The sequence below is a fragment of the Idiomarina sp. D18 genome (genome assembly GCF_057748155.1).
Window position 1 is genome coordinate 2,118,514 of record NZ_CM173240.1, and the last position, 14,237, is coordinate 2,132,750.

20 protein-coding genes are annotated in these 14,237 nt (G+C 47.4%); 12 read left to right on the top strand and 8 right to left on the bottom strand.

What is annotated here, in order from left to right; all coding sequences use genetic code 11:
- Positions 1-15 precede the first annotated feature (15 nt).
- The 7 genes from AC3AP5_RS10210 to AC3AP5_RS10240 all read right to left on the bottom strand — a co-directional run bounded on the left by AC3AP5_RS10210 (position 16) and on the right by AC3AP5_RS10240 (position 3,991).
- Positions 16-270 (bottom strand): BolA family protein, encoded by a 255-nt coding sequence (locus AC3AP5_RS10210; protein ID WP_006956855.1) that lies wholly within the window; start codon positions 268-270, stop codon positions 16-18.
- 37 nt (positions 271-307) lie between these two features.
- The gene (locus AC3AP5_RS10215) at positions 308-610 is read right to left on the bottom strand and encodes an STAS domain-containing protein (RefSeq protein WP_006956856.1); all 303 of its coding nucleotides are present in this window, start codon (positions 608-610) and stop codon (positions 308-310) included.
- A gap of 9 nt (positions 611-619) precedes the next feature.
- On the bottom strand, positions 620-1,276 hold the full coding sequence (locus AC3AP5_RS10220) for an ABC transporter substrate-binding protein (RefSeq protein WP_006956857.1): 657 nt from the start codon (positions 1,274-1,276) through the stop codon (positions 620-622).
- 18 nt (positions 1,277-1,294) lie between these two features.
- A complete protein-coding gene (mlaD, locus tag AC3AP5_RS10225) occupies positions 1,295-1,762 on the bottom strand; it encodes an outer membrane lipid asymmetry maintenance protein MlaD (RefSeq protein ID WP_006956858.1) in 468 nt (155 codons plus the stop codon).
- 5 nt (positions 1,763-1,767) lie between these two features.
- Complete coding sequence (mlaE, locus tag AC3AP5_RS10230; protein WP_006956859.1) at positions 1,768-2,544, bottom strand: lipid asymmetry maintenance ABC transporter permease subunit MlaE; 777 nt, start codon at positions 2,542-2,544, stop codon at positions 1,768-1,770.
- Positions 2,537-3,340, bottom strand: a complete 804-nt coding sequence (mlaF, locus tag AC3AP5_RS10235) for a phospholipid ABC transporter ATP-binding protein MlaF (RefSeq protein ID WP_272977419.1) — start codon at positions 3,338-3,340, stop codon at positions 2,537-2,539. Before mlaF ends, mlaE begins: the two co-directional genes overlap by 8 nt.
- Positions 3,341-3,430: 90 nt before the next feature.
- Positions 3,431-3,991, bottom strand: a complete 561-nt coding sequence (locus AC3AP5_RS10240; RefSeq protein ID WP_272977418.1) for a TetR/AcrR family transcriptional regulator — start codon at positions 3,989-3,991, stop codon at positions 3,431-3,433.
- 164 nt (positions 3,992-4,155) lie between these two features.
- On the opposite strand from AC3AP5_RS10240, the gene AC3AP5_RS10245 reads away from it, so the two are divergent.
- Genes AC3AP5_RS10245 through mgtE form a run of 11 tightly spaced genes read left to right on the top strand, consistent with a single transcriptional unit; the run spans position 4,156 to position 12,251 of the window.
- Positions 4,156-5,133 carry a KpsF/GutQ family sugar-phosphate isomerase gene (locus AC3AP5_RS10245; protein ID WP_006956862.1) on the top strand — a complete coding sequence of 326 codons (978 nt, stop codon included), beginning with the start codon at positions 4,156-4,158 and terminating at the stop codon, positions 5,131-5,133.
- On the top strand, positions 5,133-5,705 hold the full coding sequence (gene kdsC, locus AC3AP5_RS10250; RefSeq protein ID WP_272977416.1) for a 3-deoxy-manno-octulosonate-8-phosphatase KdsC: 573 nt from the start codon (positions 5,133-5,135) through the stop codon (positions 5,703-5,705). Before AC3AP5_RS10245 ends, kdsC begins: the two co-directional genes overlap by 1 nt.
- On the top strand, positions 5,702-6,262 hold the full coding sequence (lptC, locus tag AC3AP5_RS10255) for an LPS export ABC transporter periplasmic protein LptC (RefSeq protein ID WP_006956864.1): 561 nt from the start codon (positions 5,702-5,704) through the stop codon (positions 6,260-6,262). The genes kdsC and lptC overlap by 4 nt, the downstream gene beginning before the upstream one ends.
- Entirely contained in the window at positions 6,234-6,776 is a 543-nt protein-coding gene (gene lptA, locus AC3AP5_RS10260; protein WP_006956865.1) for a lipopolysaccharide transport periplasmic protein LptA, read from the top strand. The genes lptC and lptA overlap by 29 nt, the downstream gene beginning before the upstream one ends.
- A 3-nt stretch (positions 6,777-6,779) precedes the next feature.
- Positions 6,780-7,505 carry an LPS export ABC transporter ATP-binding protein gene (lptB, locus tag AC3AP5_RS10265; protein ID WP_006956866.1) on the top strand — a complete coding sequence of 242 codons (726 nt, stop codon included), beginning with the start codon at positions 6,780-6,782 and terminating at the stop codon, positions 7,503-7,505.
- A 29-nt stretch (positions 7,506-7,534) separates the two neighbouring features.
- Positions 7,535-8,986, top strand: coding sequence for an RNA polymerase factor sigma-54 (locus tag AC3AP5_RS10270; protein WP_487326659.1), 1,452 nt, complete (start codon positions 7,535-7,537; stop codon positions 8,984-8,986).
- Between the two features lie 28 nt (positions 8,987-9,014).
- Entirely contained in the window at positions 9,015-9,302 is a 288-nt protein-coding gene (hpf, locus tag AC3AP5_RS10275) for a ribosome hibernation promoting factor (protein WP_006956868.1), read from the top strand.
- 3 nt (positions 9,303-9,305) lie between these two features.
- Positions 9,306-9,782, top strand: coding sequence for a PTS IIA-like nitrogen regulatory protein PtsN (gene ptsN, locus AC3AP5_RS10280; protein WP_006956869.1), 477 nt, complete (start codon positions 9,306-9,308; stop codon positions 9,780-9,782).
- Positions 9,767-10,612 carry an RNase adapter RapZ gene (rapZ, locus tag AC3AP5_RS10285; RefSeq protein WP_272978204.1) on the top strand — a complete coding sequence of 282 codons (846 nt, stop codon included), beginning with the start codon at positions 9,767-9,769 and terminating at the stop codon, positions 10,610-10,612. The genes ptsN and rapZ overlap by 16 nt, the downstream gene beginning before the upstream one ends.
- Positions 10,609-10,887 (top strand): HPr family phosphocarrier protein, encoded by a 279-nt coding sequence (locus tag AC3AP5_RS10290; RefSeq protein ID WP_006956871.1) that lies wholly within the window; start codon positions 10,609-10,611, stop codon positions 10,885-10,887. Before rapZ ends, AC3AP5_RS10290 begins: the two co-directional genes overlap by 4 nt.
- Before the next feature lie 2 nt (positions 10,888-10,889).
- Positions 10,890-12,251 carry a magnesium transporter gene (mgtE, locus tag AC3AP5_RS10295; protein ID WP_006956872.1) on the top strand — a complete coding sequence of 454 codons (1,362 nt, stop codon included), beginning with the start codon at positions 10,890-10,892 and terminating at the stop codon, positions 12,249-12,251.
- Between the two features lie 21 nt (positions 12,252-12,272).
- Here mgtE and pmbA read toward each other — a convergent pair whose 3' ends face one another.
- A complete protein-coding gene (pmbA, locus tag AC3AP5_RS10300) occupies positions 12,273-13,619 on the bottom strand; it encodes a metalloprotease PmbA (RefSeq protein ID WP_487326660.1) in 1,347 nt (448 codons plus the stop codon).
- An 84-nt stretch (positions 13,620-13,703) separates the two neighbouring features.
- Between pmbA and yjgA the strand changes: the two genes are divergently transcribed.
- Positions 13,704-14,237, top strand: a complete 534-nt coding sequence (gene yjgA, locus AC3AP5_RS10305) for a ribosome biogenesis factor YjgA (protein ID WP_272978203.1) — start codon at positions 13,704-13,706, stop codon at positions 14,235-14,237.

Below are 14,237 nucleotides of genomic sequence, written 5' to 3' on the forward strand. Positions count from 1 at the left end.
TGCCTCCTGATGACATTAAGGCATCATTAATTTTTTATCACGTTCCCAAGTTTCAGGCGTGTAGGTCTTAATAGAAACAGCGTGAAGCGTACCATCAGCGATGAGGGGCTTAAGAGGTTGGTACACCATTTGCTGACTTTTCACACGATTCAATGAGGCAAAAATCTCACCTACGGCAATAATGTTAACGTTAGCGCCATCAAGCTTTACATGCGCCTCATCGATTTCAAGTTCATTTTTCAATAACGCGGTCAATTGTTCGGCGTTCATATTATATCCACACAACTTAGCTGAAGAATTAAAGCCGTTAGCTTAACGAAAGTAGATGGTCGACGCCACTCACTGTGACGATTTGCCTTAACTGCTCCGAGCTGCCCTTACACTGTAAGGGAACAGCATCACGATTGTGCTTTATCACTTCAAGTAATATAGCCACGCCCGCAGTATCGATTAAAGTAACCTCTGCAACATCCACTTGTTTTACTGTCTTCTCATTCAACAGCTGGCTGAGTGCATTCCATTGCGCCGGAATCGCGCTTCGCGTAAGCGAACCCGCTAACGACAATGTACCGTCATTAGCGAGTTGAAAGTTCATTTGAGCCTGACTCATGGGCGACCCTTAAGACGGTACGTCGACTTTATCGTCCAACTTGATGGGTTGCCCCGCTTTATCCTCGAGCAGCGCAATGGTACCTTCGATGCCGCGTGAGCGGATTACTGCTGCTATCTCGCTCTGCTTACTATTCAATAAGCTTACACCCTCGACAACTAAATCGTATGCTTTCCAAACGTCAGCGTTATTATCGTAACGGACTTTAAAATCCAAACGAATTGGTGGGCGACCCGCTTCTTTAACGCGCGTCTCTACCACTACGACCTTGTCATCGGGTCCTACTTTAGGGTGTTGCAGAAACTCTACTTCGTGCTTCGACTCATCATATTGTGTAAAAGCTCGGGCATAAGTTGCAACAATATAATCCGTAAATGCTTTGTAAAACTCCTGACGTTGCTTTTCATCAGTATCTTTAAAGTAACGCCCCAATACCTTCTTGCTCGCATATATATTATCGACGTAAGGCATCAGCTCATCTTTAACAATAGTCTTCAGATAGTTGGGGTTTTCCGTAATCTTACTGCGCTCTTCGCCGATACGCTCAAAGGTTTTATCCGCTACTTTCTTAACCAGAGTATAGGGATTTTCCTCTTTAATCGTTTCCGCCGAGGCGCTACTCACGGTCAGAAAAGCACCCATTACTAACGTTAATAAAACTTTCATATTACAACTCCCCGTTCGTTAATTCTCGCCTTGGCTAAACAAGAATTGTCCGATTAACTGCTCCAACACCAATGCTGATTTGGTATCAGAAATCGTGTCTCCGTCTTCAAGTGTGCCCACCGTGTCATCGATAAACCCTGGTTGCAGACCTAAATACTGCTCACCTAAAAGACCCGCTGTCAGCACCGATAAGCTACTTGTCTCTGAGAACTTGTCATAGTCTTGACTGATCTCCATCTCAACAAGTGGCTCGTAATACTCGCCCGACAACGAAATATTGGTAACGCGTCCTACAACGACACCCCCCACTTTAACTGGCGAGCGTACTTTTAAACTGCCAATATTGTCGAACTTCGCATAGAGCGTGTAGGTTTCACCAGCAGTCACGGTGCTCCCACTTGCAGCGCGCAAAGCAATAAACAGCAGCGCCAAAACCCCGACAACGACAAATAAGCCAACAAAAATATGTGATTTCCGTGATTCCATGGTTTTTACCCGCCAAACATCAATGCTGTAAGAATAAAATCGAGTCCTAAAATAGCGAGTGAAGCAGTGACCACCGTCGAAGTGGTCGCCTTGCTAATACCCGCAGATGTTGGTTCACAACGATAGCCTTTGTAGAGCGCAATCCACGTCACCACAAAAGCAAATACGAGCGATTTAATGATCCCGTTCATTAAATCGTCACGCCAGTCAACGGCTGACTGCATTACTGACCAAAATGCGCCCTCATCGACACCGAGCCAACCCGAGCCCACTAAATAGCCGCCGTAAATACCAACGGCTGAAAAAATAAGTGCCAATAGAGGCATACTGACAAACCCCGCCCAGAAACGTGGAGCAACGACACGTCGTAACGGATCAACGGCCATCATTTCTAAACTCGATAATTGCTCGGTTGCTTTCATCAAGCCGATTTCGGCGGTCAGTGCGGAGCCGGCGCGACCGGCAAAAAGCAAGGCTGTGACGACAGGCCCCAATTCGCGTAAAAGAGATAGCGCAACCATCGGACCTAAACTCTGTTCGGCACCGTAATCGACCAAAATGGTATAGCCTTGGAGTCCCAATACCATACCAATAAATAACCCGCTCACCACGATAATAATGAGGGATAGTACGCCAACCACATACATTTGTTGAACAAATAGAGGCCATGACTTTCGTGGTGTGGGCTTACCAATAATCGCTCCGAGTAACATCGCCAGCGCACGACCGATACCTGCTATTGCGTCTGTGACTGTTGCGCCCAAGCGCGCCAACCTATCCATGCGCTTCCCCCATTAAATCCATAGCAAAGTCATCCTCGGTATAATGAAACTTGACGGGTCCATCAGCCTCACCTTGAAGAAACTGCCTTACAATAGCCTTATCATTTTCTCTCAGCTCATCGGGAGTCCCCTCGGCGACGACTTTTTTATCGGCGATAATATACGCGTAATCGGCTATCGATAGTATTTCATCGACATCATGGGAGACCACGATAGAAGTTAAACCTAACGATTCGTTCAGCGAGCGAATCAGTTTGACGATAACGCCCATTGAAATTGGATCTTGGCCAGCAAAAGGTTCGTCATACATGATTAGATCAGGATCAAGTGCAATAGCACGCGCCAGTGCAGCCCGACGCGCCATTCCGCCTGATAACTCCGAAGGCATCAGATCGCGAGCCCCACGCAAGCCTACCGCTTCTAGCTTCATCAAGACAATGCTGCGGATAACATCCTCGCTGAGCTCTGTATGCTCTCTTAACGGGAAGGCAACGTTATCAAATACACTCATATCGGTGAACAGCGCACCACTTTGAAAAAGCATACTCATTCGCTTACGCAGCTCATAGAGTTTCTTGCGTGATAACTGCGTCACTTCTTCATCGGCCACTTTGATGGATCCGGATGCCGGTCGTAACTGCCCCCCAATAAGGCGCAATAACGTTGTTTTACCAATACCACTGGGGCCCATAACAGCGACTATTTTACCTTTCGGCACCGTCAATGACAGCCCATCGTATATGGTGCGTTGGCCGTGCGAAAAATGCACATCTTTTAAAGCAACAAAGTTATCCACTTATCTGTCCCTAACGCGCTATTTATTTCAGAATACCTATTCTAGGGTCCGATCGCCTAAAACGTAACTGTAAAAATGTTGCAAAACATATCAGTTTTTTGCATCAATCATCGCTAGTAGCTTGTCGGCAAACGCTTTACGGTCACCGTGGCAGTGCTCACACAACTGCAATTGTTCGAACAAACGAGCGCCATGCACAGCGAAAAACAGCACTTTGGCGAGCATTGGATCGCGACTAAATTGCTCTAACGATTGAAACGTCTGCTGTACGTGCGCAGTCATCGGCGCCAATAAATCAGGGTTATTGGCCGCTGCCGCTAATAGCCCAGAACTTAACTGCGCACACTCGGCATCACTGTTGAGCGATGCGAGCAAAATACTTTTGAATTCTTGGTTAGGATCACCTTCAAACTCGCTCATGAAGGTCTCTTTAAGGTCATTGTTTCGCGCTACCATGCGCTCCAACATAGCCTCTAGTAATTTGTCCTTACTTGCAAAGTGATAGAGCAAACCACCTTTACTAATCCCCGTTGCTTGACCAAGCGCATCAAACGTAAGACGAGCAGCGCCTTCTGACGCAACTAATTGTTCTGCTGCATCTAAAATGACATCTCGATTACTGGGGCGACCGGCACACTTTTTTGCGCACATAATGACTCACTCACTACCTTAAATAGGCTTATTACTAAACCGTCTAGTTGGTATAGTAATTCAATTTTATCGAATTCGCAATCTTAGGTTCATAAATACGGTAGGCAGTCACCCTCATCTTGACGTATCATTAGGCGTAAGTTCTCAGCTTTTTTAGGTAGGTAATGAAGCAAATCACCCACGACTTTTGCACGCTCGCACGTGAAGTTATTGAGATTGAGCGAGATGCCATAGAGGGCCTAAAAACCTTTTTGGACGATAACTTCAATCGTGCATGTCAGGCAATGTTCGATTGCAAGGGTCGTATCATTGTAACCGGCATGGGTAAATCGGGTCACATCGGCGGTAAAATTGCTGCGACACTCGCTTCAACCGGCTCACCCGCTTTTTTTGTGCATCCGGGTGAAGCTAGCCATGGTGATCTGGGGATGGTCACTGACAGTGATATTGTTATCGCAATTTCAAACAGCGGCGAGACGGGCGAAATACTTAATATTATACCGGTGATGAAACGACTTGGTGTCACAATCATCGCCATGACGGGTAACCCGGAGTCAACGCTAGCCACCTTGGCCGATGTTCATGTTTGCATCCGGGTAGAGCAAGAGGCGTGCCCATTAGGGTTGGCGCCCACAGCATCAACCACCGCGAGTCTAGTGATGGGGGATGCGCTGGCCGTCGCACTACTGAACGCGCGCGGATTCACTGCGGATGACTTTGCGTTATCTCATCCTGGTGGCTCGTTAGGTAAACGTCTGCTACTGAGACTCAGCGATGTAATGCACACGGGCGATCGTGTTCCTCAGGTCGAACAAGACGCTTTGATTCGCGACGCATTGCTCGAAATCTCGCGCAAAGGCTTAGGGATGACATCCATTGTCGACGAACACGGGCGTTTAGCGGGTATATTTACGGACGGTGATTTGCGGCGGATCCTGGATAGCCGCGTCGATGTTCATACGAGCAAAATCGCTGACTTCATGACGCGTACCTGCGTAACGGCAGACGAAAACATGTTGGCAGCACAAGCACTTAAGTTGATGCAAGACCGTAAAATTAATGGTCTGATTATCGTTGACCACGATGGCAAGCCCCACGGTGCGATGAATATGCACGATTTGTTGCAAGCAGGAGTGGTGTAATGATTCATAATCGCACAGCTAAAACCATCAATACGTGGTACGGCGACATCAGTACCACACTGTTTGAACAATTTGCTCAAGTTGAGTTGTTGATTCTCGATGTTGACGGCGTATTTTCTGATGGCCGTATTTATTTAGGAAACCAAGGTGAGGAGCTCAAAGCATTTCATACACGTGATGGCTTTGGGCTAAAAGCATGGACGGACGCCGGCTATCCCGCTGCCGTGATAACGGGGCGCGAATCTTCGATTGTCGAGCGCCGCATGAAACACTTGGGCGTGACTCATATTTTTCAAGGTGTAAAAAATAAAGTCGAACGCTACGAACAGCTGCTCGATAATTTGAACTTGAATGATTCGCAAGTCGCTTATGTAGGCGACGACGTGCCCGACCTACAGTTAATTAATCGAGCCAAACTCGGGATTGCGGTGCATGATGCGCACCCCTCGGTGCAGCTTGCCGCGCAATATATTACGCGTTGCCACGGTGGATTTGGCGCTGTGCGTGAAATTTGTGATTTACTCCTGCTGAGCCGCGGTGAACTACCGAGCGCTGAGGGAGTCAGTTTGTGAGTCGCCGCGTCGCACTTTTGTTGCTGGTCTTATTTGGTGCCGTGATTATTCTGCTTTGGCGGCCTTTTCAGCCGTCAGATGGCGACGACGCTAATGTACAAACCCGTAAAATGACACCCGATTTTACGGCTTCGGGTCTTAAAACTCGCTTGTACGAGTCTGGCGGACGCTTAGCGCATCAGGTGACGGCTGAGCATATGTCTCATTATATTCAGATTGGTCTTACTGAGCTGAGCAATCCTGTCTACTCGGTCTATACCGATGAACGTCAGGCAACTTGGCAAGTGAGTGCCGAGCAAGGCACTTTATATGATGACCAAACGCTCATTTTAGAGCGCAACGTTGAAATATTGGCACTGCAACCTGATACTTCTATTAAACGTGTAAACACCGAATACTTAGTCATCGATATACCCGCTGAAACGATGAACACAGATTATCCCGTCACGATTTCGGGACCCCAGATTGCGGTACAAGGTCACGGGCTCAATGCCGACTTGTACGCAGAAACTATGGAGTTAAAACGTCATGTTAAAACGGTTTTTAATCCTCGCTAGTCTTGCAGCAGTGAGTCAATTGGCTGTCGCTCAAGGTGAGTCGGACTTCGAAAAGCCGATTGAAGTAAGTGCAGGACACGAGCACTTTGATATTAAAAACAACCAGTTGTTGCTGACCGATAACGTTATCGTCACACAAGGGTCGTTACGTATTGAAGCCGACCGTTTAGAGGCCTCAGGCGGTGAAGCTAAAGATCAAGCTGACACTTTTGTCGCCCACGGTCGCCCTGCTGTTTATACGCAGCTACTCGAAAACGGCACCGAAATCAGTGCAGAAGCCGACCAAATCACCTACTTTCAGAGTCAAGGGCGTATCGAACTCAAGGGCAACGCACAGATCACGCAAGGCAGTAGTTTATCGCGCGGCGACACTATCGTTTATGACCTGACAAACCAGCACGTTTCAGCGCGCGGTTCAAAAGAGTCGGGCGAACGCGTAACCACCATTTTTAACCCCAACAAGCAGTCTGAGAAAGAGCAGCCTGAAACCGAACAACAGCAAAAAGAGCAATGATAAATGGCGAAATTATCTGTCGAGCACCTCGCTAAATCATATAACCGACGCCAAGTCGTTAAAGATGTCAGCTTGGAAGTAAGTCAAGGGCAAGTGATCGGCTTATTAGGACCTAACGGTGCGGGTAAAACAACCACCTTCTATATGATTGTTGGCTTAGTGAATTCTGATAAAGGCAGTATTAAGCTAGACCAACATGATTTAACGTTGCTTCCTATGCACGAACGCGCTCGACGAGGCATTGGGTATTTACCACAGGAGTCGTCTATTTTTCGCAAAATGACAGTGCGCGATAATTTAATGGCTATCCTCGAAACTCGCAAATCGCTTACAACGATAGAACGAGAAGAAAAGCTCGACGCTTTATTAGAAGAGTTCAATATCGGGCATATTGTTAACAGTTTAGGCATGAGCTTATCGGGGGGTGAACGGCGACGGGTTGAAATTGCTCGAGCGCTTGCCGCTGATCCGACGTTCATATTGCTTGATGAGCCGTTTGCAGGTGTTGACCCCATTTCAGTCTTGGATATCAAAAAAATTATCGAACACCTCAAGCACCGTGGCATAGGCGTGTTGATTACCGACCATAACGTGCGCGAAACGTTGTCAGTATGCGAGCATGCTTATATCGTTAGTCACGGGGAACTGATTGCCAGCGGTGATGCAAATAGCGTATTGTCAAACCAACAGGTTAAAGATGTCTACCTCGGTGAGCAGTTCACCTTGTAACGGAGCACAAGTGAGGCCGGGATAATCAGATGAAACAAAGTTTGCAACTAAAAATGGGTCAACAATTGACGATGACCCCACAATTACAACAAGCCATTCGGTTGTTGCAACTCTCATCGCTCGATCTACAAGCTGAGATTCAAGAAGCCTTAGATAGTAACCCCTTACTTGAGGTAGAGAACGAGGCCGACGACGCGCCTCAAGAGTCTTCTCAACAAGCTAAAAATGACGATAGCCAAAAAGAAACGTCTGATGCGCTGAACGAGCAATCTCTGCCTGACGATTTACCATTAGACAGCACTTGGGACGATACCTATACCTCAACCACGCCCTCCAGCAGCTTAAGCTCTAGCCAGTCATTTGATGGTGAACATGATGTTTACCAAGGCGAAACCAACGACTCCCTGCATGACCATCTGTTATGGCAAATGCAGCTATCTCACTTTACCGACGAGGATGCGGCTATCGCCACCGCGATTATTGAGTCTATCGATGAGCGCGGTTATCTCACGACCGATGTTACAGAGCTCGTTGAGGCCATTGCACTCCCCGAGGTTGACGTCGAAGAAGTCGCTATGGTGCTAAAGCGAATTCAGCGCTTTGACCCGGTCGGCGTTGGGGCGCGCACGATCCAAGAATGTTTGAGTATTCAATTACAACAACTAAATGATGAAACACCCCATAAAAATCTGGCATTGACCCTGATTAACGATTACATGGAACTTATGGGTGCAAGGGATTACAAAGGTCTGCAACGCAAGCTAAGAATAGATGAGGCCGAACTAAAAAGTACATTACGGTTGATTCAAACCTTGAATCCTTATCCCGGAGATGTAATCGACCAAAAGCCAACTGAATACGTTATCCCTGATATCTCCGTGGTTAAAAAGAATGGTCGTTGGGTGGTCGAATTAAATCCAGATAGCGTACCTAAATTAAGAGTGAACGAAGAATATGCAGCACTGAGTCGGCAGGCAAAATCAAGTGCAGACTCTCAGTATATAAAGCAGCACACACAGGAAGCACGCTGGTTTATAAAAAGCTTAGAGAGTCGAAACGACACGCTACTTAAAGTTGCACATTGTATCGTTCAACGCCAACAAGGCTTTTTTGAGCATGGTGAGGAGGCAATGAAGCCGATGGTTCTGAATGATGTCGCAGAAGCCGTAGATATGCACGAAAGTACGATTTCGCGCGTTACAACTCAGAAATACCTTCATTGTCCCCGCGGCATCTTTGAACTCAAGTACTTCTTTTCCAGTCATGTGAGTACCGAAACAGGAGGTGAGTGTTCAAGTACCGCTATAAGAGCGCTAATCAAAAAATTGGTTGCCGCGGAGAACCGCGCAAAACCATTAAGCGACAACAAAATTGCTGAACTCATCGCAGATCAGGGAATCCAAGTAGCTAGGAGAACGATCGCGAAATATCGCGAATCGCTCAATATTCCCTCTTCAAGCCAGCGGAAGAGTCTGCTTTAATATTGTTCAACCGTAGAAGGAAGACGTTATGCAAATCAACCTAACAGGTCATCACATTGATATTACCGACGCGTTGCGTGAATACGTGGATACAAAATTTGCCAAACTAGAGCGCCACTTTGACCACATAAACAACGTTCACGTCATCCTAAATGTTGAAAAAACGATTCAAAAAGCGGAAGCTACGCTTCACGTCAATGGCGGAGAGATTTTCGCCGATGCAGAACACGAAGATATGTACGCGGCAATCGATGGGCTTATTAACAAGCTCGATCGCCAAGTGATTAAACACAAAGAAAAGTTGAAAAAACACTAAATCATGCAATTGTCCGATCTTTTGAGCCCCGACTGCACCAAATGTGCAGTCGAGGGTGCAAGCAAAAAGCGTTTGTTAGAAACTATCAGCGCCATCGCAGCTCCTAAACTTGTGGGAATTACTAAACATGACATTTTTGAGAGTCTAATTAATCGCGAACGCCTCGGTAGCACGGGTATAGGGTTAGGGATTGCAATACCTCACGGTCGCTTGGCGAATGCAACCCAGCCAGTAGCAGTGCTTATGACATTGGATCAACCGATTGAATTCGATGCCATTGATAACCAACCCGTTGATATCGTGTTTGCGTTGCTTGTACCAGAATCGGAACATGAAAATCACTTAAATACGCTCGCGACCGTAGCGAAGCGAATGAACAATAAAGAGTGCACACGTTCATTGCGCGATGCACACAGTGATCGCGAACTTTATACGATTTTTGTCAGCGAGGATCAGGCACCTGAATGCAACTTATCATAGTTAGTGGACGCTCCGGCTCGGGAAAAACCATTGCCCTTAGGGTACTCGAAGATTTAGGTTTTTATTGTGTCGACAATTTGCCGATCGCTTTACTGTCCACACTTGTGCATTCCGTCATAGCGCAGTATGACCGCGTCGCGATAAGTATCGATGTACGTAATCTGCCCGAAGACTCTCAAGAGCTGCTCGAATCCATTGATTTTTTACCGGCGGAAGTCGATATTGAAGTATTATTCATTGACGCCGATGATCAAACCCTACTGCAGCGTTTTGGAGAAACTCGTCGACTCCATCCTCTGTCGCAAAAGCAACTCCCCTTGCTTGAGGCTCTTCAGCTTGAGAACCGCCTTCTTGACCCAATCGCCGTACGTGCAACTTGGCGTATTGATAGTAGTCACCTTTCGCTCCACCAATTAAGTGAAGAAGTCAGTGCCAGAGTACTTGGCAAAGCATCAAAACAAGTGGTCATTGTGTTTCAGTCATTCGGCTTTAAACATGGTGTGCCAAAAGACGCCGACTTTGTATTTGATGCGCGTATTCTTCCAAACCCACATTGGAACCCAGAGCTCAAATTGCTAACGGGACAGGATGAAGACGTAAAACAATTTTTCCGAAAGGAAAGCTTGGTCACTAAATATTTATTACAAGTTGAAAACTTTTTGGCTACCTGGCTTCCTTATTTTCGACGCAGTAACCGTAGTTATTTAACTATTGCAATGGGCTGTACTGGCGGTCAACATCGCTCGGTCTATCTAGCCGAAACTTTAGCAGAACAGTTCCGATCAGAGGGGACTCATGTTCAAGTTCGTCACCGGGAATTGTCAAAATGACGCAAAAAGTCTGTAAATCCTTGATCATTCGCAATAAACTAGGACTTCACGCACGCGCAGCAACTAAATTGGCGCGTTTGACGCAAACCTTCGCTGCTAAGATTACAATTAGCCAAGACGGTCAAGAGGTCGATGCAGGTAGTGTCATGTGCTTAATGTTACTAGCAAGCCAGCAAGGACGTGAAGTCCAAGTCTGTGCCGATGGTGACGATGCAGAGGCGGCTTTGGTTGCCATCACCACCTTATTTGAAGATAAATTTGAGGAAGCAGAATAATCATGATGGCTGAGTTGTCCGATAAAGAATACGCAATGCAGCGTATTCAAGAGGTAAATACTGCCCTGTCGGACGGTATGTATGTGGCTGCCCGCCGCATGCTGCACAATATGCCAGCCTGCGATATTGCATTATTGCTTGAATCATCGCCGCCGAAAAGTCGAGCTATCGTTTGGAAGCTTGTCGATGCCGATGAACACGGCGATATCCTTGAAGAGCTCTCAGAAGAAGTTCAAAAATCCATTATTCGCCAGATGGCGCCGGAGAAATTGGCGGCTGCCACCGAGGGAATGGATACCGATGACTTGGCTTACGTACTGCGTGGTTTGCCCGACCAAGTTTATCAAGAAGTTCTCAAATCAATGGACGAGCGCGACCGAGAGCGCGCAGAAACGGCATTGTCATACGATGAGGACTCTGCCGGCGGCATCATGAATACGGATACCATCACGGTACGAGCCGATGTCACCGTCGATGTGGTATTACGTTACCTTCGTCTAAAAGGTGAGCTACCAGAAGCCACCGATAAACTTTATGTCGCCGACCGCAACGATAAACTCATCGGTGAAATTGCTTTATCACGTTTAGTGACCGTCGACCCGTCAAAAGTGGTCAGTGATATTATGTCACCGGATATCGTCAGTATTCCTGTCGATATGGATGAGACCGAGGTCGCTAAACTATTTGAACGTCACGACTGGGTTTCAGCGCCCGTTGTCGACGGAGAGCAACAACTTGTTGGTCGAATTACCATCGATGACGTGGTTGATATCATTCGTGAGGATGCCCAACACTCGATGTTGAGTATGGCGGGTTTAGAAGATGACGAGGATACTTTTGCGCCGGTACTTAAAAGTACTCGCCGCCGTACGGTATGGTTGGCTATTAACTTGGTTACGGCGTTACTCGCCGCCATGGTGAGTTCATTATTCGAAGATGTGTTAGCGCAGATGGCAGTGCTCGCCATCCTGAATACCATTGTGCCAAGTATGGGCGGGATCGCGGGTAGTCAAACCCTGACCTTGGTGATTCGAGGTATGGCGCTTGGTCATATCGGTAGTAGCAACTCAAGGTGGTTGATCGGCAAAGAACTCGCCATTGGTGCGCTGAACGGTATTATTTGGTCAATCCTTATTGCCGCTGTTGTGGCGCTCTGGATGCAAAGTTGGTTGGTCGGTGGCATTATCGCCTTCGCGATGATGATGAACCTCTTAGCGGCGGCGCTTGCCGGCGTGACCGTACCCATGATACTGAAGCGTTTTGATATTGACCCGGCACTCGCGGGTGGTGTGATTTTGACCACCGTCACCGATGTAGTCGGTATCTTTGCATTCTTGGGTACTGCGACATTGCTGCTGTCATAAACAGCAATGTCGCCGATTGACTTACTGACCTGCTATCCGCATTTCTTCTAACAACACTGATCCCGTATGCAAGGCATGGCGCTCGTCAACATCGTTACCAATAGCGACGATATTTGCCAGCATGTCTTTTAAGTTACCTGCAATCGTCACTTCCTCAACAGGATACTGAATTTCGCCATTCTCAACCCAGAATCCAGCAGCGCCGCGCGAATAATCACCGTTGACTAAGTTAACGCCTTGCCCCATCAGTTCGGTGACTAATAAGCCTGTGCCCATCTGTTTGCACAGTTCAGCCAAACTCTTATCACCATGGGTTAAGCGCCAGTTATGGATGCCCCCAGCATGACCGGTGGGCTGCATATCCATCTTGCGGGCCGCATAGCTAGTAAGTAGGTAAGTCTGCAACTCACCGGCCGTAACGATATCACGTTCAATCGTAGCTAAACCTTCATGGTCAAACGGACTGCTTGCTAAACCACCCACGATATGAGGACATTCTTTAATGTTTAACCACGACGGCAACACCGGCTGGCCCAATGCATCTAGCAAGAAACTCGATTTCCGGTAAAGGTTGCCGCCACTGATCGCACTCACGAAATGACCGAACAAACTGCCAGCCACGTCAGCGCGGAAAATTATGGGGACTTTGGCGGTATCAATCTTACGGCCCCCTAAACGTGATAACGTCTCCTGAGCGGCTTCCTCAGCAACTTTTTCGGGTGCAGCTAAGTCCTGCGTACGACGAGCGACCGAATAGCTCATATCGCGTTGCATGCGCTCGCCCTCTTTCGCTATCAACACGCAACTTAAATTATGACGTGACTGCAAATAGCCGCCCAAAAAACCGTGGCTATTACCGTACACTCGAAAGCCCGTATGCGAACCATAATGAGCGCCGTCTGAGTTAATAATGCGATCATCTAAAGCTAAGCCATGACGTTCACATGCAAGTGCTTGTTCTATCGCATATTCTGCGCTTTGATCGCCTGGATGGCACAAGTCCAACTCAGGATAGTCCTTGGTCATCAGTTCTTTCGGTGCTAAGCCATTAAATGGATCAGCGGATGTATAACGGGCAATTTCCGCCGCTTTTTTTACCGCCGCCGCAATGGCTTCACGCGATAAATCGGTAGTCGATGCCGAGCCTTTTTGATGATCACGATATACACTAATGCCCAGCGCACCGTCTTGATTAAATTCGACGGTCTCTACATCGCCCATACGCGTACCGACTGAAATACCGGCACTTTTGCTGATCGAACACTCGGCCGCTGAAGTCCCCTCTTTAGCCGCTAACTCCAACGCATATTGGACCGCTAATTCAACATCATCAAGTTGTTGCTGTAACTCGCTAAGTTGAGGTTTCAATGTACACTCCTCTAAATGATTAACGCGTCTTGCGTAAAACTGGTAAACTGCTCGTTATTATTAGCAATTAAAACTGAATGGATTATGGCTCGTAAACCAACCCACTCGACATCGCCAGACGAAACTGAATTTGCAGATGTCCCCAGCAAAAGTGAACGCAAACGCCAAGTTGAAGCCCTACAAAAAATGGGCACTGAGCTCGTCGACTTAACTGATGCGCAACTCAAAAGCATTCCACTCGATGAGGAGCTGCGCAATGCGGTCTTACTCGCTCGTAAAATTAAAAATAAACACGAAGGCTATCGCCGCCAACTCCAGTTTATTGGCAAGTTAATGCGCCAAAGAGACGTTGCACCTATTGAACAAGCAATGGAGCGCCTCAACGCCTTTCATCAACAAACTGTGAATCAATTTCATGCTGTTGAGCAACAACGCGACCTGCTGTTGTCAGGTGACGAAGAAGCGCTCACAGACTTTTTTAACCGTTACCCCAACGCCGATATTCAGCGTATTCGCCAATGGCTTCGACAAGCGAAAAAGCAAGCCGAGGAAAACAAGCCGCCTACGGCAGCGCGCCAGCTATTTGTCTATTTACGTGAACTAATGACTGAGGCCTAA

What these genes read in the sequence shown, in the direction of transcription:
- AC3AP5_RS10210 (WP_006956855.1), bottom strand. Translation starts at nt 270, where the DNA reads ATGAACGCCGAACAATTGACCGCGTTATTGAAAAATGAACTTGAAATC.
- mlaD (WP_006956858.1), bottom strand. Translation starts at nt 1,762, where the DNA reads ATGGAATCACGGAAATCACATATTTTTGTTGGCTTATTTGTCGTTGTC.
- yjgA (WP_272978203.1), top strand. Translation starts at nt 13,704, where the DNA reads ATGGCTCGTAAACCAACCCACTCGACATCGCCAGACGAAACTGAATTT.
- lptA (WP_006956865.1), top strand. Translation starts at nt 6,234, where the DNA reads ATGTTAAAACGGTTTTTAATCCTCGCTAGTCTTGCAGCAGTGAGTCAA.
- AC3AP5_RS10245 (WP_006956862.1), top strand. Translation starts at nt 4,156, where the DNA reads ATGAAGCAAATCACCCACGACTTTTGCACGCTCGCACGTGAAGTTATT.
- AC3AP5_RS10215 (WP_006956856.1), bottom strand. Translation starts at nt 610, where the DNA reads ATGAGTCAGGCTCAAATGAACTTTCAACTCGCTAATGACGGTACATTG.
- ptsN (WP_006956869.1), top strand. Translation starts at nt 9,306, where the DNA reads ATGCAATTGTCCGATCTTTTGAGCCCCGACTGCACCAAATGTGCAGTC.
- kdsC (WP_272977416.1), top strand. Translation starts at nt 5,133, where the DNA reads ATGATTCATAATCGCACAGCTAAAACCATCAATACGTGGTACGGCGAC.
- mlaE (WP_006956859.1), bottom strand. Translation starts at nt 2,544, where the DNA reads ATGGATAGGTTGGCGCGCTTGGGCGCAACAGTCACAGACGCAATAGCA.
- mgtE (WP_006956872.1), top strand. Translation starts at nt 10,890, where the DNA reads ATGATGGCTGAGTTGTCCGATAAAGAATACGCAATGCAGCGTATTCAA.
- AC3AP5_RS10290 (WP_006956871.1), top strand. Translation starts at nt 10,609, where the DNA reads ATGACGCAAAAAGTCTGTAAATCCTTGATCATTCGCAATAAACTAGGA.
- AC3AP5_RS10270 (WP_487326659.1), top strand. Translation starts at nt 7,535, where the DNA reads ATGAAACAAAGTTTGCAACTAAAAATGGGTCAACAATTGACGATGACC.
- AC3AP5_RS10220 (WP_006956857.1), bottom strand. Translation starts at nt 1,276, where the DNA reads ATGAAAGTTTTATTAACGTTAGTAATGGGTGCTTTTCTGACCGTGAGT.
- rapZ (WP_272978204.1), top strand. Translation starts at nt 9,767, where the DNA reads ATGCAACTTATCATAGTTAGTGGACGCTCCGGCTCGGGAAAAACCATT.
- hpf (WP_006956868.1), top strand. Translation starts at nt 9,015, where the DNA reads ATGCAAATCAACCTAACAGGTCATCACATTGATATTACCGACGCGTTG.
- AC3AP5_RS10240 (WP_272977418.1), bottom strand. Translation starts at nt 3,991, where the DNA reads ATGTGCGCAAAAAAGTGTGCCGGTCGCCCCAGTAATCGAGATGTCATT.
- lptB (WP_006956866.1), top strand. Translation starts at nt 6,780, where the DNA reads ATGGCGAAATTATCTGTCGAGCACCTCGCTAAATCATATAACCGACGC.